At 47.9% G+C, this 20,033-nt stretch carries 8 protein-coding genes; 2 read left to right on the top strand and 6 right to left on the bottom strand.

All coding sequences use genetic code 11. The features are described from left to right. The first annotated feature begins 119 nt into the window (after positions 1–119). Both ACES2C_RS00255 and xyl3A read left to right on the top strand, forming a co-directional pair. The gene (locus tag ACES2C_RS00255; RefSeq protein ID WP_374165043.1) at positions 120–4,286 is read left to right on the top strand and encodes a two-component regulator propeller domain-containing protein; all 4,167 of its coding nucleotides are present in this window, start codon (positions 120–122) and stop codon (positions 4,284–4,286) included. Positions 4,287–4,606: 320 nt separating this feature from the next. Then, positions 4,607–7,237, top strand: coding sequence for a xylan 1,4-beta-xylosidase (xyl3A, locus tag ACES2C_RS00250; protein ID WP_374165042.1), 2,631 nt, complete (start codon positions 4,607–4,609; stop codon positions 7,235–7,237). Positions 7,238–7,372: 135 nt separating this feature from the next. On the opposite strand, the gene ACES2C_RS00245 is transcribed toward xyl3A, so the two are convergent. From ACES2C_RS00245 to ACES2C_RS00220, 6 genes are all read right to left on the bottom strand, one after another. Continuing rightward, entirely contained in the window at positions 7,373–8,980 is a 1,608-nt protein-coding gene (locus tag ACES2C_RS00245) for a RagB/SusD family nutrient uptake outer membrane protein (RefSeq protein ID WP_374165041.1), read from the bottom strand. Positions 8,981–8,989: 9 nt separating this feature from the next. Next, a complete protein-coding gene (locus ACES2C_RS00240) occupies positions 8,990–12,082 on the bottom strand; it encodes a SusC/RagA family TonB-linked outer membrane protein (protein ID WP_374165040.1) in 3,093 nt (1,030 codons plus the stop codon). 527 nt (positions 12,083–12,609) lie between these two features. Next, entirely contained in the window at positions 12,610–14,283 is a 1,674-nt protein-coding gene (locus ACES2C_RS00235) for an endo-1,4-beta-xylanase (RefSeq protein ID WP_374165039.1), read from the bottom strand. A gap of 23 nt (positions 14,284–14,306) precedes the next feature. Beyond that, positions 14,307–15,275, bottom strand: a complete 969-nt coding sequence (locus ACES2C_RS00230) for a DUF5627 domain-containing protein (protein ID WP_374165038.1) — start codon at positions 15,273–15,275, stop codon at positions 14,307–14,309. Between the two features lie 41 nt (positions 15,276–15,316). Beyond that, on the bottom strand, positions 15,317–17,071 hold the full coding sequence (locus ACES2C_RS00225) for a RagB/SusD family nutrient uptake outer membrane protein (RefSeq protein ID WP_374165037.1): 1,755 nt from the start codon (positions 17,069–17,071) through the stop codon (positions 15,317–15,319). 31 nt (positions 17,072–17,102) lie between these two features. After that, positions 17,103–19,985 (bottom strand): SusC/RagA family TonB-linked outer membrane protein, encoded by a 2,883-nt coding sequence (locus ACES2C_RS00220; protein ID WP_374165036.1) that lies wholly within the window; start codon positions 19,983–19,985, stop codon positions 17,103–17,105. Positions 19,986–20,033: the final 48 nt, after the last annotated feature.

Below are 20,033 nucleotides of genomic sequence, written 5' to 3'. Positions count from 1 at the left end.
CCTAAAGCGAGAGGTGCACAAGAGGGATGTCCTAAAAGAAAAATTTAAGATATCTTTCTGTTTTCAAAGCAGGATGGCTAATTTTAGCCTAAACCAACAATTATTGACAGGACCTCTACATGCAGAAAAAGCGACTTTTAAATAAGGCCGGACTACTGGTACTTTGCCTTATTTATTCTTTACAACTCAGCGGTAAAAAGCCCGACCTTAATTTTACCACTTTTACATCCCGGGACGGCTTGTCTTCAAATACCGTATTTGCCATGCTCAAGGATCGTCTTGGCTTCTTATGGATTGCCACAGAGGACGGCCTCAATCGTTTCGACGGTACTTCTTTTAAAGTGTACAGGCACATAAGCGGCAAGCCATCGTCATTACCCGCCAACCACGTCACTTCGCTTTTCGAGGGTTCAGACGGTTCTTTGTGGATCGGAACTAACGGAGGGTCAGTAACGATCTACGACCGGAATAAAGACGATTTTATTGATCTGAGCAGGCTGAACCCGGCCTTAGGTGGGCTTGCAATAACTGCGATTTCAGAAGATAAGACGGGAAGGGTATGGCTGGCCTCTTATAGCGGTATTTTCGTCCTCGATGCGAAGACCCACAGGGTGGTCCGCACTTATAAAAAGGAAAGCCGGCCGGGGAAGCTTAATACAAATACCGTTATTGCGCTTCTCCGGGACTCCAGGGGAACGATGTGGGTGGGCACTGACGTAGGCCTTTACCGGTATAACAGGAAAGCCGATCAGTTTACCAGGTTTTTATACTCGCCAGCCGGGCCTTCGATTCAATTTACAGCGTTTGTTTTATCTCTTAATGAGGACAAGGAAGGACGGATCCTTGCCGGAACACAGGGAGGCCTTCATGTCTTAAATTCCGCTGGGACACTGTTGAGAACATTAAGTCAAAAGACACCTGCAGGGCCGAATATCAGCAGTGATATTATATACACAGTAAGGACAGCACCGAACGGCCTTGTATGGCTGGGCACGGAAGATGGATTAAGTGTTGTCGACCTTGACAGCTCCCGCGTGTACATCTATCGCCTGGACCGGCGCGACAGAAATAGTTTAAGGGCAAAGTCAATCCGGTCTGTTTGTTTTGACGAGAATGGTATTAGTTGGATAGGCTCGTTTCAGGGCGGCATCAGTAAGTATGATCCGAATTATACAAGTTTTAAGCTCGTTGAAAGCAATCCTTTTCACGTAAACGGGTTAAGTGCACCTGTAGTAACATCATTCGCTGAGTATCCTGGCAAGGGCGTCTTTGTAGGAACTGACGGGGGCGGAATTGACCTGTTTCAGCCGGGCAGCGGGCAGTTCACCCATTACCCCCTGTCGCCCGCTTCTTCAGCGCGCGGCGATGGGCACCTTTCCGTTTTGGCACTCGAGATGGCAAAAGGGAACCGGCTATGGGTGGGCACTTTCCTTGATGGGGTCTATATGATCGACCTGAAGACAGGGAACAGGCTGCATCTTGTGAAAGGGACTGGCCCTGGCAACCTCAACTTCAGCGACGTCTTTTGTATTCGTGAAGATAATAGAGGACATGTCTGGATTGGCACCAATGGCGGAGGAATAAATCTTTATGACCCTTCAAGCGGCCAGATACAGAAATTGTTGAATAACCCGGCCCGCCCGTTCGATCCCCTGTATCTTTCGCATCCTGTGATCCGCGCTCTGGAGCAGGATCGTCATGGGAATATGTGGATAGGGACTTTTGGGGGAGGAATTTCTGTTTGGAATCCTTCGCGTAAGCGTTTTAGTTTTTATACCAGAGAGAGGAATGGACTGCCCAGTAATTATATCGTCACTATCCACGAAGGAAAGAATGGTGATATCTGGGTGGGTACGAATGGCGGAGGACTTAGTCTTCTTAACAGGAAAACCGGCCGCTTTGAAACGTACTCCGAGAAGGACGGTCTTGCTAATGATGCCGTTCAGAAGATCGTTGAAGATAAGGAGGGACACATATGGGTCACCACAAATAAAGGGATCAGCAGGCTTGATCCTAAAACCAGAAAGTTTAAGAGCTATTCGTTTCACAACGGTTTGCAGAACAGTCCATTTGTTCTTGGCGCCGGCCTTTGCTTAGCAAATGGGACGCTATTCTTCGGTGGTCAGGAGGGGTTTAACTATCTCGACCCGTCGGTACTGCGGACTAACAAGAGCAGTCCCGCTGTTGCTCTTACGGACCTGAGGGTGAATAACGCAGTTGTGATACCGTCAGAAGACGGCCCTCTGAAGCAGTCGGTGCTCCTTGCCAAAGAAATTGACCTTAAGTACAAAGACAATTTCTCTATCAGTTTTGTCGCTCTTAACTACACCATCTCAGAACAAAATCAGTACGAATATCGCCTGAAGGGTGTTGATAAGGACTGGATTGTAGCAGGAAAGGAGCGTACTGCCTACTATACCAGCCTCGACCCGGGAGAGTATATTTTTGAAGTGAGGGCAAGCAACAACGATGGGGTCTGGAACAATCAGGGGCGGTCTCTCATTATCCATGTATCTCCTCCATTCTGGCGTACCATATATGCGTATATTTTCTATATTTTGAGTGCGCTCGCGTTCATCTTATGGATCCGGTATCGCGGAATTAAGAAGCTGGAAATGAAGTTTGCATTGGAGAAGGAACGAATTGAAGCAAGGCAGCTTATTGAACAGGAACGCAGGCATGCCGAGCATCTGCATCAGATGGACATTATGAAAATTAAGTTCCTTACCAACCTTAGCCACGAATTCCGGACGCCCTTATCTTTGATTGTCGGCCCTGTGGAGACACTGATAGAGAAGATCAGGGAACAGGACCACATTGCACAGCTTGCCCTCATTAAACGAAACGGGAGAAGGCTGATGAACCTGGTTAACCAGCTTTTGGACTTCAGAAAGATGGAAGAACAGGAGCTGAAACTGCATCTTACTGCTGGCGATATAGTCTCGTTCGCCCGTGAAGCTGCTGATTCATTCGGGGATGTGGCCGCGAGGAAAAATATCACATTCACATTCTCTTCAGAGCTGGACAAGGCTTTCGTCTTGTTTGATCATGATAAGATTGAACGTATACTGTTTAATCTCCTTTCTAACGCGTTTAAATTCACTCAGGAAGGCGGTGAAGTTCTCGTTAAGCTTGCAGCAGGCCAGGGGGCCGGCGAAAACGTTAAGCCGATCGATCTTATTGTGTCGGATTCAGGAATAGGCATTCCTGAGAACGCTCAGAAACAGCTCTTCGAACGTTTCTTTCAGCATGATCCGGGACCACTGGTGCTCAATCAGGGAACTGGCATAGGGCTTTCGATTGTGAAGGAATTTGCGTTGATGCACGGTGGATCAGTAAACGTTGAAAGTAGGCAGGGCAAGGGAAGCCGGTTCATCGTCTCCATTCCTTTTAACTCCGCCGAAGGTGAGCTTGAAATAACAGAGGACGAGCAGACGCCCGTTGCAGAGCTTGCGGCGGCGAGCGAAGCTGGCTACCCCGACCATCAAAGCAAGGCAGTCGAAGGAGCATCGGTTCTTATTGTGGAGGATGATGACGATTTTAGATTCTATATCAAGGACAACCTGAAGTCGTTGTATCGGATCTACGAGGCCACAACGGGGAAGGAGGGATGGCAGCGAGCTCTTTCTCTGCATCCCGATATTATCGTGTGCGACATCAACATGCCGGTAATGAACGGTATTGAACTGAGTCTAAAGCTAAAGTCGGATAAGAGGACCGCTCATATTCCCATTATTTTGTTAACCGCTTCTGCTGGTGACGATGTCCAAATAAGAGGCCTGGAGTCAGGAGCGAACGATTACATGACCAAGCCCTTTAACTTTGCAGTCCTTAACGTTAAAATTAAAAATCTCTTAACCCTAAATCAGACCCTGAAAGATACTTATGTCAAACAGGTAAAGGTTTTGCCTCCGGCTGTTGAGATCGAATCGGAGAATGAAAAGTTTATCAACAAAGTACTCGTATATATCGAGGAAAATCTTAACAACCCCCAGCTGTCGGTGGAAGCAATGGCGCGTAATCTCTTAATGAGCAGGGCCTCGCTCTATAAAAAGATACTTGAAATCACCGGGATGAGCCCTGTTGAGTTCATCCGGTCAGTTAAGCTCGACCGCGCCGTAGTTCTTCTCGAGCAGAGCGATCTGACTATTGCTCAGATTGCTTATCAGGTCGGTTTCTCAACGCCCAACTATTTCGCCCGGGCTTTTAAAGCAAAGTACAATATGGTTCCATCAGAGTACTTATCAAAGAAAAGGAAAATGCAACCCGTCGAGTGCCTTAGATAACGGTTACCGGACGTCCCATTCTGCGGCTGGCGTTATACATTCTGCCTGCTTTTTTAGACATAGCTGCTATATCTCCCTGCCTTTTCGCCTTAGTTTTGAAAGGCAGGGGAGCATGCAGGCGGCTCTGTCATGCTGTGCTGTTAATCCGTCTGTCTTCGCCGGTACTACCAGAAGCAGCTGGCGGTATGAACAGGCCTGTTGTTTTGTATGGCCTGCTGCTCCGCGGTTCCGGCCCCTTCTTAAGGGGGCCGTGATCTTCTAAACTCCCTCTAGTTTAACTCAGAACGGGGGTGTGCGTCAGGAAACTAATCATTCTAAATATGGCAATACAATTTGTTCCTAATAAAGCTGCCGTTAAGGGGGTGCTATTTTGCTTATCAGTACTTTCCTTATTTGCCGACAAGGCCCTTGGGCAGTCGCTTCCGTACAAAAATCCCCGGTTGTCGTCCGAGGAGCGCGCCAGGGATTTAACGTCCCGGCTCACTCTTGAGGAAAAGGCCTCGCTTATGATGGACGAGTCGAAACCTGTGCCCAGACTGGGCATCAGGAAGTTCAGCTGGTGGAGTGAAGCACTGCATGGTCTGGCTAATACCGACAGTGTAACCGTCTTTCCTGAACCCATCGGCATGGCAGCATCCTTTAATGATTCCCTTGTGTATAAGGTTTTCAACGCCACCTCTGATGAGGTCCGCGCAAAGTATCACAATGCTCTCCGGCGCGGGCAGGAAAGTCGCCGGTTCCTTGGTCTGTCTGTCTGGACTCCTAATGTGAACATCTTCCGTGATCCCCGCTGGGGCCGCGGGCAGGAGACCTACGGCGAGGACCCCTATCTGACCTCCCGTATGGGACTGGCAGTGGTGAGAGGACTACAAGGGCCGGGCGACTCGAAATACCGGAAGCTGCTCGCTTGTGCCAAGCATTTTGCTGTACATTCCGGCCCTGAGTGGAACCGTCATGAGCTGAATCTGAACAAGGTGAAGCCCCGCGACTTGTTTGAAACGTATCTGCCTGCGTTCAAGTCGCTGGTGCGGGAAGGTGATGTAAGGCAGGTTATGTGCGCCTATCAGCGCCTTGATGACGAGCCTTGCTGCGGAAACGGCCGTCTTCTTCAAACCATTCTGCGTGACGACTGGGGCTTCAAGTACCTCGTTGTATCCGACTGTGGCGCTATCACAGATTTCTTTACCAGCCATAAAGTGTCTTCCGACTCGGTTCATGCAGCAGCCAAAGGCACCCTTGCAGGTACCGATGTGGAATGCGTGTGGGACAGATACGCCTACGCTTCCCTGCCTCAAGCCGTACGCCGGGGACTGATAGCTGAAAAGGAAATAGACAAGAGTTTAATACGGGTTCTCACCGCACGCTTTGACTTAGGGGAAATGGATGACGACTCTCTGGTGCCCTGGGCCCAAATCCCCGTTTCTGTGATCAATAATGAGGAGCATCGTAAAATCGCCCTGCAAATGGCGCGCGAGTCGATGACGCTTCTCCAGAACAAAAATAACGCTTTACCTCTTTCCAGAGCGCCAAGAAAGATAGCGGTGATAGGTCCGAATGCAAATGATGAGCCTGTATTGTGGGGCAATTATAACGGCAAGCCTGTGAGGACTATAACGATCCTGGATGGTATCAGATCCAGGATTGGAGAGGGCAATGTCGTTTTTGACAAGGCCTGTGATCTGGTGGAAAACAAGGTCATGCAAAGTTATTTTTCCAGGGCATCGATTAACGGGAAAGGCGGCTTTAAGGCCACTTACTGGAACAACCGCGAGCTGAAAGGCGATATTGTTACAAGCGTGCAGATCACCCAGCCTGTTAAGTTAACAACTGCGGGGCAGCACGAGTTCGCTTCAGGAGTACGTCTGGAATCTTTTTCTGCTAAATATGAAACCGAATTTGAAGCGCCGCAAAGTGAGGAGATCGTGTTCAAATGCGGTGCAACAGGATACTTTGAACTTCTCGTCAACGGCACATCACTGGCAAAATATAACAACTGGCGAACATTGCCGTCCAGAATACCTTATCAGGTGGAACAAGGTAAACGGTATAAGGTTGAAATCCGGTACGCTCAGCTGAATAACTGGCAAGCAAACCTGGAATTCGACTTTGGAAAAGAGCTCGACGTTAATTTCGCCGGCTTACTCAAAAAGTTAGAGGGCATTGATGAAGTGGTGTTTGCCGGCGGCCTTTCCACTCTTCTGGAAGGGGAGGAAATGCCTGTCTCTTACCCGGGCTTTAAAGGGGGAGACCGCACCGATATTGAGCTGCCAGAAGTGCAGCGGAACTGCTTGAAAGCACTAAAGGCGGCGGGGAAAAAGGTCATTTTTGTGAATTGCTCCGGTTCTGCTATTGCTCTTGTTCCTGAAACCCAGTCTTGCGACGCGATCCTCCAGGCATGGTATGGAGGAGAGTCCGGCGGACAAGCTGTGGCGGATGTCCTGTTCGGCGACTACAATCCCTCAGGCAAACTTCCTGTAACGTTCTACAGAAACCTTTCTCAGCTTGCCGGCTTTGAAGACTACTCGATGAAAGGCCGCACTTACCGTTTCATGTCTGATCCTCTTTTTCCATTTGGTTTTGGCCTTAGTTACACCACTTTCGCTGTCGGCAACTGTCGCATCAGTAAGCCGGAGGTCGCTAAGGGAGGGTCTGTTACGTTAACCGTGCCGCTGTCTAATAAGGGAAAGGTCAGCGGAACAGAGGTCTTGCAGGTATACGTGAGGAGAATAAATGATACAGATGGCCCCTTGAAGAGCCTTCGCGCTTTCAGGAGAGTTGAAATTCCGGCAGGGAAAACAGTGAATGAGGCAATAGAAATTCCTTATTCTGCTTTTGAGTTTTATAATGAGGCCGCTTTGAAGATGGATGTGATGCCAGGGGAGTATGAACTGTTGTATGGGAACAGCTCGGCTGAAAGGAGCTTGAAAAAGGTCAAAGTAACCGTTTTATAAGAATTGACAATAGCCGCCGTTTCTGTCGGCACCAGGGCTTGAGCCCACTCTTTATAAAAAAGAAATGCGTTCGGACTATTTCCTGGTTTTAGTTTCCAGGAATGTCCGAACGCATTTTTTATAAGCAGGCCTCTGCTAGTTATTCATCGCATTACCCTTCAGGTTTTTATTGTTATCCAATTCTGCCTGCGGGAATGGATAATAGGTTGACCGCTCAGTCCATCCCAGCTTCTTTAGTGGTTCCAGCCATTTCGGGTCAGCACTGCCCCAGCGAAGCAGGTCAAAATAGCGAAGATACTCTCCTGCAAACTCAACATACCGTTCATGAGCGATAATGTTCTTGATGTTATTGAGTCTGACACCATTGATCGTCATATCTTTTGCCAGCAGTCCGTCGACATCGGGAATTGTTCCTCTCGAATGCTGATACCATAGATGCGGTTGTTCTGATGGCACGATGTTGTTAGCACGTTTTCTTACTTCGTTGATATAGAACTTGGCGCCCTCAACATCTCCCTTTTCATTCAGGCATTCTGCATACATCAGGTAAACGTCGGCGTAGCGAAGGAGGCGGTCGTTGATGCCGTCATCAATATCGGGTACCTGTACGTCTGGACAATATTTCCGGGTGCCATACTTATCCTTGTTGGTAGCAAGGTTTTTCATCCAGTCTGTGTAATTTGTAACCTTGCCGTCCACCTGTGTGTAATAGGCACCGTTGTCGCACCAGAGGGTCATGTATTTTCGCGGATCACCTGGCTCAAACTCGTCATATGTTTTCTTATTTGGAGCGAGGTTCCACCAGGCGCCGCCTGTTCCGTCAAACATTCCGATTTCCTGCCAGCGCCAGGAGCAGGAGATGTCGTCTCCAAGCCATCCCGGCCCATTGTGCAGCTGCACTTCAAAAACTGATTCAGAGTTGTTCTCTGTTCTCTCGGAGAAATTGTCTTTAAAATAATCCACGAGCCTGTATTCTCCGCTTTCAATCACTTTCTTTAATTCTGCTTCTGCTTTTGCAAATTCAGCTGCCTGTCCGCTTTCCAGGATCGGCCTGTAGAGGTAGGCCCTGGCAAGATAGGCCTGTGCGGCGCCCTTGGTGGCCCGGCCGATGTGGGCTGCACTTGCATACAAGGTCTTCCTCACCGGCAGCAGCGATTCTGCTTTCTGAAAATCGCTTACAATCAGAGCGTATATCTGCCCCTTGCTTGAATTGGTTGGATAGTACTCGGCATCAGAGGTGATGGGTTTGTCCATCAGTGGAACCGTTTCGCCGAATAAGCAGGCCAGGTGCATGTAATGCAGCCCCCTCAGAAAATACGCCTCTCCCAGTAGCCTGTTTTTACGTTGCTCATCAATCTGCCCTGTAAAGTTGGATATTTTGTCAATAGCGAGGTTTGCTGTAGAAACGCCATTCCAGAAATCTTTCCAGGTGTTAGAAGCCATACCGTCACTGGCGGGAGTATTATAGGTATCCTGATACATCGGCTCCCATTTAAAGGTGTGATCGAAATCGTCGCCGGGAGCGAGAAGCTCGTAATATAAGGCGCGTCCGTATCCCCCGGCAGCTCTTCCGATCAGGGCCTGATAGGCCGGTATAACAGCCGCCTCCAGCTGATCAGCCGTACGGTAATACGTATCGGTAGACAATTCCTGCGGGTTCAGGAGATCGAGGTCGGGCTTACAGCTTGCCAGCAGAGCAATAGTAAGCAAGATAATATTTCGGGTCTTTATGATCGTTTTCATCTTCAAAAATTATAGTGTAAACTGTGCTCCTAAAAAGAATTCCTTTGAATTGGGGAAGGTCCGGCCCCATGGCCTTTGCGCATCGATACCACGGGCGAGATTGTATCTTCCTTCGTCTGATCCTACTTCCGGGTCGTAGCCTGAATACTTGGTGAAGGTGAAAAGGTTCTTGCCCCCGACATACAAACGCAACCGGTCAATCTTTAGCCTCTTGGCCACTTGTTCAGGCAGGGTATAGCCCAGTGTCAGCGATTTTAAGCGCAGGTATGAGCCGTCCTCGATGAACCGGCTTGATGCACGCAGGTTTTGATTCGGGTCGCCCAGTACAGCACGCGGCATATCAGTGTTTACATTTTTGGGATAAACCGTTTTAACACCCGAGACCGGGTTGGTAAATACGAGCTCCTCTGCGCGGTACCTGTCAAGCGTAGTGGCGAAGTTATTGTAGTAATGATACATCCCTTCTCCCCAGTACTTGCTGTTATTATAAATTTCGTTCCCCTGTACTCCCTGCCAGATCATGGAAAAGTCAAGGGTGCCGAATTTTGCCCCATAACTTGCGTCCATATTAAAGCCGTAGCTGAAGTCGGGAATAGGACTGCCGATGAACGCCTTGTCCTTATTGTTAATTGCATTATCGCCGTTGAGGTCTTTAAATCTCACATCCCCCAGGGCTGCTTTTGGAGCAAAGGCTTTGTCTTGCTGCAGCTGGGCATCAGTAGTATAGAGCCCATCTGTAATATAGCCCCAGAACTCCCCGATAGAGCGGCCCACAGCCGTTCTCGTCACGTTATCGCCTCCTGGATTTACCGCTCCGAATAGTATTTCGTTGTTGTTACCGAGGCTTAGCACTTTATTGTTCACGAAAGAAATGTTTGCGGATGCTGAGTAACCGAACTTCTTTGATGAATTCCTGTAAGTTGCAATGAAATCCCAGCCACGGTTCCGGATATTGCCTGCATTTAAAACGGGGAAATTATCGATATACCCTGCAACATAGGAGATCGGTACGTTGACCAGCATGTCCTCCGTTTTTTTGTTATAGTAGTCAGCCGTCAGCGATACCTTGTTATTAAACATGGACAGGTCGATTCCGAGGTCGGTGGAGTACTGGCTTTCCCACTTCACATTTGGATTGGAGGGGGTAAGGGGCTGTGCTCCTGTTACCATCACATCGTTCAGATAATACCACACGCGGTCGAAACTGACTGTCCTTTGATACTGGTATTGAGCAATGTCTGAATTACCAAGCAGACCATAACTTCCTCTCAGTTTCAGGTCGTTAATGAACGAGACATTTTTCATGAACTTCTCCTGGCTAACCCTCCAGCCTGCAGAGACAGAAGGAAAGTTCCCGTAACGGTAGGTCTTACTGAAGTTCGCTGATCCGTCACGCCGGAAGTTGAACGTAAGCAGGTATTTACTTTCATAACTGTAGTTGATACGTCCCAGCATTGAATACATGGCAAACTGCCCCAGTCCCGATCCTACCACTTTGGATGAAGACAAGGTGGTGAGCCCCAGAATTAATACGTCGGAGCTCGGCAGAGCCCTTGCACCTGCGTTTACCGCTTTGTACCTCGACTCTTCAGACGTGATACCTGCAACAGCACTGATGTTGTGCTTCCCTATCGTTTTGTCGTACGACAGCGTATGCTCAAAGAGCCAGCGATTGTTCTGATTGCTGGAGATGTTCAATTCGTCCGGATCGTGGTTCTGATACTGACCTACGGAATAGGCGGAGATATAGCCCTGGTTTCTGCTCCTGTTCAGATCAAGACCTAAATTGAACTTATATTTCAGCCCGGGAATAAACTCGTAAGAGGCCCAGACGTTTCCGTTGGCGAAGAAACTTTCATTGTTGTTCTCATTCAGGTAGGCATTGGCAAGAGCACTGGCAACATCAGTTCCGTTACCCGCGCCGGCGAATCCGGTAGTGCTGTTCGGATCGTAGAGCGGGAGGGTGGATGACCACCTTTGTGCATCGATCAGATTCTTATCGCTCCAGGTCCGGCTGTTAAAGTTCAGCAGCACTGTTTCTCCGATCTTTAATTTGCCTTTCGTAAAATCAGAAATGAACTGCGTGCCATACGTCTTATACTTGTCGCGGATCAGAATAGGCTTGTCGGTTGAATAAATACCATTAATACGGAAAGTGGCATTTTCTCCGCCGCCGCTTATTGAAAGGTTGTGCTTTTGGTAAGAACCGGTATGAAGCAGGGCGTCGACCATGTTATACCCCTGCCCAATGGCTGCCGGGTTGGACAGTGCAGGAAGATAGTCCGTCCTGGCCGGGTTCTGATTGTACATCTCTTCATTGATCAGTTCAGCCAGCTGTTGCCCGTTCAGCATATCCACATTGTTGGATATCGTTTTCGTGCCACTAAAGCCAAAGTAGTCAAGCTTCACGGGGCCGGCCGTTCCCCGTTTTGTCGTGATCAGGATGACCCCATTAGCACCGCGGGATCCGTATATGGCGCTTGATGCTGCGTCTTTAAGGATCTGGATACTGGCGATGTTGTTATCGTCAGGCACAGCTCCTCCGATCATACCGTCGACGACATAAAGGGGGTCCGTATTGTTAATAGACCCTACACCACGGATCCTGATCGTACCGGCGTTCACCTGCACGCCCGGAACTGAACTTTGCATAACGGCCTGAAAGCCGCCCGGCACCTTTAATAGGTCCTTTGTTTCAACGGTCGCTATAGAGGAGGAGAGGTCCACTTTCTTTTGTGTTCCATATCCAATAACGACCACTTCATCAAGCGTTTTTTCATCCGCTTTTAACACCACATCAATAACTGTTCGTCCGTTTACCGGAACTTCCTGCCTGGCAAAACCAATGCTGATGAATTCAAGTACCGCAGTTGGAGCAGTACTGATGCGATATTTTCCTTGCGAGTCAGAGATAGTGCCTTTTGTTGTTCCCTTTACTTTAATACTTACGCCTGGCAGTACTCCTGAAGCTTCCCGCACTGTCCCGGTTACAGTTATCTGATTACCCTGTGCCCGGGATTGCCAGGGATATAACAAGGCTATAATTAATACACAGAAACCTACGCAGGCTTCTGGACTTAGTTTGAGTTTGAGTCTTTGCATAACAGGTATTTCTATTAGAAGTGAATTGGTAGTTTAATGACTTGCTTTTGGCCCTTTATTGAAAGCAGGCACCATAGAAATTGTGGCTCAGTCTAGCCGTCGGTTAGAAAGAAAGACGCGCATGTGATGTCAGCCTTGGCCAAGGAGAACATCCCTGAGGCGGGTTGAAATCGTTTCATAATAAATTGTTTTAAGGTGATGGAAATTTGTTGTTTATAACTGGTACAGCCTTGCTCAGGAGCAATAGCATGAAACAAAGCTATCTGCCGCTGTCTACTGGGTCGGAACCGGGTGACTAAAAAAGTAGCAGAAATGTTTAGCGGAGCAGATTTAGAGCTCTTCAGGCCGCTGTTTCTTGAATTTAAGCGCTATTTTCCTTAAAAAGCATAATGCCGCGGGGGAAGGAATAGTATAATTCTCGTTGCTTGATAAAGAGAGGTAGTTCCGGCAGAATGATAAGGTTTATGCGATGAAAATACCGGGAGCTCGTTCTGCACAGCTCCCGGTACATCGTTCTTTTCTTTGGGCTATTTGCCTTTCAGGGCCTCTGCCACTCCCATATAAGCCGGTTTACGGGTAAAGCCCTCGGTCCACAGGCCGATAGGTTCGCCTGCTCTCCAGCTCGAATTTGCAGGGCTGTCTGTTGGGCTCCAGATTGTGATTCCGTACCGCTGAGCAGGAGGAATCAGCTCAAAATATTTGTCTATGACGTATTTATACATCTCCTGCTGTTCTTTATACTGCTCCTTGGTTGCCTGAGCGGTTTTAACGTCGCCTAAGCCGATATCAAGTTCAGATACCTTGATTAATTTACCGGTTGCCGCCAGAAGGGTAAACATATTGGCGATCTTCTCTTTATCTGATTTAATCGTGATATGCATTTGTGTGCCTATTCCGTCAACTTTTGCCCCTTTTCCTTCAATGTACTTCACATACTCAATGAGTCCCTTACATTTGTCGAGGTTGTATTCGAGGTTATAATCATTGATGAAAAGCTTGTCGCTGGCATTCGCATGTTCCCGCGCTAGCTTAAACGCTTCAACAGCGTAATCCTTGCCCATGTAGTCCTGCCAGTAGAATTCGTCGGCAGCAAGCTTTTTACCCACCCCCGTTTTAAGTTCATATGGGCGGCCATCGTCCATAGGTTCGTTCACCACGTCCCAGGCTTTTACATAGGTCTTGCATGTATCCACCATGCCTGAGATGAACTGTTTAAGTGCGTTAGTGATGATCTGCTTCTTTTCTGCCTGAGTTTTCTCGATGCGCTGCTCACCTGCGTTTGGATTGAAACGCTGCAATGATATGTCATCAATATAAATCGTGCCCCCATAATTTCCAAAACTGAACAGGAAGCGCTTTCTGTCGTTCGTCGATGTCACTTTTTCGAGTTCAACCAATTGCCAGTCTGTAGTAATATTGAATGAGCCAAAATCATCGCCACTATAGGTTACCGGATCCTGCAGGCCAGCCGAGGCGCTGCCTGCCACCGTTCCTTTTACATAAAACTTGAGCTTGTAGGTCGATGCTCCTTGCAAGGGGGTGCTGAAGTCGTACGCTGTTTGGGCCTTGTACGACTCTACCTTCGAGGGGTTGGTCATAAAAAGGGCGTATCCCGTGCCGCCGTGCCCTTGTCCGCTTGCCGTGACTCCTCTTTCAGAGCTATTACCCCATCCGAACCAGCCCGAGATATTTCCTGCGTCGAAATTGCTGTTCGATAGTAAATTGGCTTCCAGTGCAGGCCCGTTTCCCGGGATGATAGTTGGCGCAATCAGACTGTTTAGATAGGTGGCGTTCTGATTTGCGTGCCAGCATAATGTATGGCCATATACTGACATCCCTGCATTTTTTGCGGCCGACAGAAGCGACTTTATGTTATCCATGTTTAGCTTTCCGTTCGATTGGACCACCGCGCCGTGCTTCATTTCGTAGCCCAACACGATCTCATTAAAGTTGCTGTTTGCCAGACGATACTTCACGCCCTTATTAATGTATTCCGACAGAGAGAGTGCAACGCCGAATTTGAAATTCGAACTCGTCTCTGGTTTTAAATAGGCTTTGAGTGGCTCATAGGCATCTATGATTTCCTGATCGGCTAAGCTCGCGGGCTTATCCACCTCAAAGTCGAGAGTCTCGTGTTTGGTGCAGGAAGTCACTGCCACAGAAAGTGACAGGCCCAGGACCATTTGATAAATATATTTCATCTCGTAATTTTTTTATCTGAACACTATTTGCGAACTGGGGTGAAAGTTTCCATTTTAACTCCCCGATCGCGCATTACCAGCGTATCAGCAGAGGAAATGTGCATGGATGAGAGGTCAATCTGGTAATTGAGATAAAGGGCATCCCGGTCTTTAGCACCCCAGCTGTTTTTTTCACCTCTCTTGACGAACTTTCCGCTTCCGCTGGCAGTAAACGTGTCATCTCCATTGGTGATGGTACAATTGCCTGAAGCGTCAAAGTTTAGCAGCAGCTTGCAAGTGATGTTATTGTTGTTTTGATCCTTAAACACAACAGGAAATTCAGACGCACTTAAGGAACGCGTTTTGATTGGAGCGACCTCATCATCTTCTACATATTGTTTCCTCCTCACCAGGGTTTTGTTTAACGATGTATTGCCGTTTTTTCCCGTGATCACGTCTTTCCCTCTTCGCAGATAATTGCCCTGCCAGGTGTTGATGTATTTCACTGCATAGAAGACGTAGTCCTTACCCGCCAGGATCGAATCGGCATTGGCCACATTGGTCATTTTTATCGGAATCACGTAGGTGTTCTTTAGAGAAAGGGGATCAGCGAAGAACGCGTCTGTCAGCTGAACCTCCACACCCCCTGAAATTTTTCCCTTTGGAATCACGATTTTATCTGAAGCCAGTGTGTAGTAGTTCGATGGCATCGCAATCAAGTCACCGCCTGTGCTAAAAGCCATGCGTTCTGCCATTGCGTTGTCCACTTTGATCGCCACTGTTACATCATTCTTGTTGGCGTAAACGCCGCCCATTGTTGCCATGATTTCACACTTGTGCGCATTATCGAGCGAGGTGTCGAAAATATCTTCACCCAGCGTAATGGTTCGTACCGGTCCCTGATAAGCGAAATAGACCGACTGGAAGTTGAAGTCGTCAAATTCCCAGTCTCCATTCTTGCAGGATGTGAAACACGCCGAAATGGCCAGTGTTAACCATAGTATCCTATTCATTTTTGTCTGTTTTAAAATAGCTCGCATTTTAATATCTCCCATTATTTCCACCCTGCATTTTGGGTTAGTTTGTTGTATTTTAGTATTTCGCTGTACGGAATCGGACCGTAAATCATGTAATTGTCGTATGATCTGTTTTCGACATTAATGATGGAATAAGTCCCGGCAGAAATACTCACTCCTTTAGCGGTTTCATTCAGATTGCTGTTCCACCTGCGGAGATCCCAGAAGCGGAACCCTTCAAAACATAATTCAAGTCTGCGCTCATTTCTGATCAGCATCCGCATTGCATCTTTACTGTTCTTCACGGATTCGAGATAAGGGTCTCCGTTGGCGGTACCTACACCGGCGCGTGTCCGTATTGCTTTGATCACATCATAGGCAGAGTAGGCGTGACCTCCGGTACCGAGCGGCCCCCAGGCTTCATTTGCTGCCTCTGCATATGCCAGATAGATTTCGGTGTATCTGATATGGGGATTGTAATGCTTCTGGGTAGTAGTTGATGAGGGATTGAGGTTGACGTCTTGTCGTAGCAGTTTTTTGAGGTAATACCCGGTACGAGTGGATGTCTCCACCTTGTTGAGCCCGTCGTTTGTAGGTGCATCAGCCGCTGTATTAATAGCTGAGTTTGTGGTTCCGGCGGTCGATCCATTCGTGAGAACATAAAGCGTCAGGCGTGGATCCCGCTTATCATAAGGGTTGCTTGCATTATAGCCGCTGTTTGTTGCATCAGAAATAGGATAGCCGTTGGCCATAGGAAAAGCATCAACCAGGTTTTGCGTCGGGTTTACTCGTCCCTGGCCATTCAGGGTAGGTGGAAAGTTGTCTTTTTCCAGGTCGTTGTTCGTCGCGACATTTCCCCTCCACAAAATTTCAGAAGGATTGGCGCCGGCAGCAAGTGCATCAATACCGCCCGTACTGTTATACCAGACAAGGTCTTTATTTGTCAGGTTGGTCAGGCCGCCTCTAAGATCAATTAGCTCAGCAGCGTAATTGGCGGCGTCCGCCCATTTGGACTGGTCTCCCGAATTATATGCCGGGCTTGCAGCCAATAAGGCCGCCCTCACCCGGATACCCTTAGCAATACGACCCGTCATTCGCCCTATAAAGCTGGCTCCAAAAACGCGGTGATAATTGTCTGCGTTCACTCCTGTATATTTTGACGGAACCGGTGAGTCGTCGCTATAATCCAGTGGGAGCAGCTCTTCTGCTTTAGCGAGATCAGAATAGATCTGGCGCAGACACGCATCAAAAGTAGCCCTGGGTTGGTTAAAGTCTGATGTTACTGTTTCATGTTCGAGTAACAGCGGAACTCCCAAAAGCTCGCCATTCGCTGCCTTTCCTCCGTGAGCCTGGAGAAGATAGAACATAAACAATGCCCTGAGCCCGTAAGCTTCGCCTTTCATCCGGTCGTTGAACATTCTGCTGATGACGGGATCTCTGGCCCACGCAACACTGTCTGACACGGCAAAGAACTGGTTGAGGTACTGAATAGCAGACCGGCTGTTTCTCCATTGGTCTAAGGGATTGTTCATGGCACTCCATTGGCCGGACGCAATTTTGAGCAGCGAACTATTTCTGTCGTTCGTTACCGCATCGTCGGTTGCCACATCGTTAAAGGACCACGAATTAGTTGGTATCCTGGTATAGCCGTTAAGAAGCAGACCCTGAGCGTAAGTCGCATTACTGTACGCATTTTCCAATTCGAGGTTGTTCTCTATAGCTGGTTCAAACATTTCCTCACAGCTACTGAACAACGCAATCAGCGACATGCACACTAATATTAATTTTCTCATGTTCAAATAATTTTAAATGTTGGACCCCGTGTTAAAACATAGCCTTTACGCCCAGATTGTAGAATCTCGTCTGCGGAGCAGAACCAACGTTAAGTTCCAGAATGTCTTTTTCCTTAGCTATTGTAAGCAGGTTGAAGCCATTCACGTAAGCACCTAATTCCTTTATAAAGCCGTTGCCCAGGACTTTTGCCGGAAGCTGATAGGAGACTTGTACTTTTGACAAGTCAAATCTGTTAGTGCTATATAGCCAGAAATCAGAGTTCCGGTAATTGTTGTCGCTCGTGCCTGTCGTCAGACGGGGGAACGTTGCAGTGCTTTTGGTCTCGTTTGTCCATCTGTCACGAACTACTGCAGAGTATTTATCCTGCCCGTCTACCCAGAAATAGGAACTGTTTTTCATCGCCTTTGCTCCGAAACGGCCAGTGCCGAGTGCGAAAAATGTAAGGCTTTTCCATTTTGCTGTGAGGTTAACCCCCAAGGTTAGAGGAGCTCCGGACCAGCCGGCTTTTCCGAGATAAACCTCATCCCTGCTGTCTACAATACCGTCATTATTCTGGTCTTTGTATTTAATGTCGCCCGGCTTAACACCTCCGGAGGCGAGGGGTGACTGACTGGGGGAGTTGGCAATATCTTGATCGTCCATGAAGAAACCTGCACTTTGCAAACCAAATAGTGCGTCGAGAGGTCTTCCACTGCGGCGCTGATAGTCATACTCATATTGGTTGTCGGATGACCGTACAGCAGCCTCTGTTTGGTAATAGGTTCCGTTCACTCCGAGCGTCCAACGTGTATCCCCCACCTTTGTATTAAAATTGAGGGCAAAATCAACGCCCTTCCGCCGGTCATTGTCATAATTTACATAGGGAACGTCTGAGTATACCGGCCAGCCTGTTGAAAAATACAGAGGGTAGAGCGTTGCAGGCTGAACAACGTTGCCTTTAGTTTCGCTGAAGAACGCATTGCCACTAAATGCTATTGTATTGCTAAAGAGCGATCCGTCTAAGCCAATACTGATTTCCCTGCGCTGAGGGAACTTCATGTTGAAGTTATTTCCTCTCCGCCTGTCAAAACTATGCACAAGCTGTCCGTCTTTCCAGCTGTACCACGCAGCATCGTTGTAGGTATAATACCCCTGATACAAGTAATAATTTGAGATATCGAGGTCCGTGTTCAGGATGCCGACAGATGCTGTGATTTTGAGATCGTCAAGAGCTTTAACTCCTTTAAGGAACGACTCTTCGCTGATCCTCCAGCCTATGCTTGCGGTGGGAGAGAAGGCTGCCCTGTTCGCTTTCGGCAGCTTAGCTGAATAGATATATGCACTACTGAAATCCAGATAATATTTCTGGTTAAAATTATAGCCTAACTGCAGACCCAGGTTTGCATTGTTGGTTTTGTGGTACACCTCAGACTCGCCGATATTAAACCCATAGCCAAGAAATGTTCCAGACACATGATGTTTGTTATTGAATGTGCGATTGTAGTTGAATTGGCCCGAAAAGCCGATGTTCTGGCGGTAATAACTGTCGCTGATGTTCTGCGTTCCTGATTTTGAGTCGTCTCCGTATTTGGTGAGGCCACTAATCTGATCAATGCCCGCGTAATTATTCCAGCCTGCCTCATACACCGCATATTTATTGTTATACGCCTGGGTAAAGGTGGTGAGATAGTCAATTGCCAGAGCCGATCTGAACGAAAGACCCTGTGTCAGCCCCCCCAGATCAAAATCAACCGCGGTGTTAAACTGGAACTGACGGTTAATCTTTTTGTTGGAGCCTCCGGCGTAGATCGTGCCAAAAACGTTAGTCTGATCAAGCTGAGTTCCGCCAAGCAGGTACTTCCCGTCGATGATATAGTTACTGTTCTTTACATAGATCAGAGAAGGATCGTCAGTGCCTTCTATCATGCTGATTGGAATAAGAGGCGAGAATCTGTTAGGCCGGACGGTTGAAGAGCTTTCCCAATAGTTGGCATTCACGCCCTTGCCGGTGTAAAAGCTCGCGGATGCATCGACATTGACCTTGATGATCCTGTTCAGTTTCATGTCGATATTCCCCCTGAGGTTGAATCTGTTAGAACCGCTATTGCTTGCGGCTTCACCGAAGTTTAACAGTGACCCGTCGGACCAGAATCCCATATTCGTGTAGTACTGCGCTCTGTTATTTCCGCCCGAGATTTCTGCCGTCATATCATAGCGGTTATAGCTGTCCTTCAGATAGTCGGAAGAATAGAAATCAATATTAGGATAACGATAGGGGTTAAGTCCAGCCGAATGATTGTAGATCGATTCGGCACTGTACAGGTCCGGCAATCCGTCGTTTCTGCGCGCCTCGTTATACAAAGTCATATACTCCGCAGAACCCAGGTACTCCGGGTACGCCTTTGGTACATTTATTCCTGCATTGGCCCGTATATTTATTTTCTGATCAAAATTACCTCCTCTTTTAGTTGTAATGTAAACAACTCCTTTTGCAGCACGGCTCCCATACAGGGCAACTGCTCCTACGCCTTTCATAACAGTAATCTGATCGATCTCTGTTGGCATGACGTTGTTAGCATCCCTGGGGAATCCATCAACCAGCACCAGGTAACCGCTGTTGCCCCAGATATTCCCGTGAAAGCCAGGTACCAGTGCATCAAGGTTCTCCAAACTGCTCGTTGCATAGTTTTTATTCATTAGCTCAGAATAGCTCACTACTGAAACCCCTCCCAGGAGGTCTTTTTTAGCCACTTTTCTGAAAGCAATTTGTACAAGTGTATCTTTTTGGCCACTCTGCGTACTTGCTGAATCCTGACGGTTCGTGGCATTCAGCGCCTGATATTGCTTTAATTTATACGCAGATTGTTTGTTGATTCTGAAAGCAGTCGTTGCCCGGCTCTCCTGCAACACTCCGGTTGCGAAAGCGAGACACAATGCTATTCCTATCTTAATTTGCTTTTTTTCATCTCTTTTGATTTTAAC

The organism is Arcticibacter sp. MXS-1 (assembly GCF_041902385.1).
Lineage (GTDB): Bacteria > Bacteroidota > Bacteroidia > Sphingobacteriales > Sphingobacteriaceae > Arcticibacter.
This window is presented reverse-complemented; position numbering and strand designations above follow the sequence as displayed.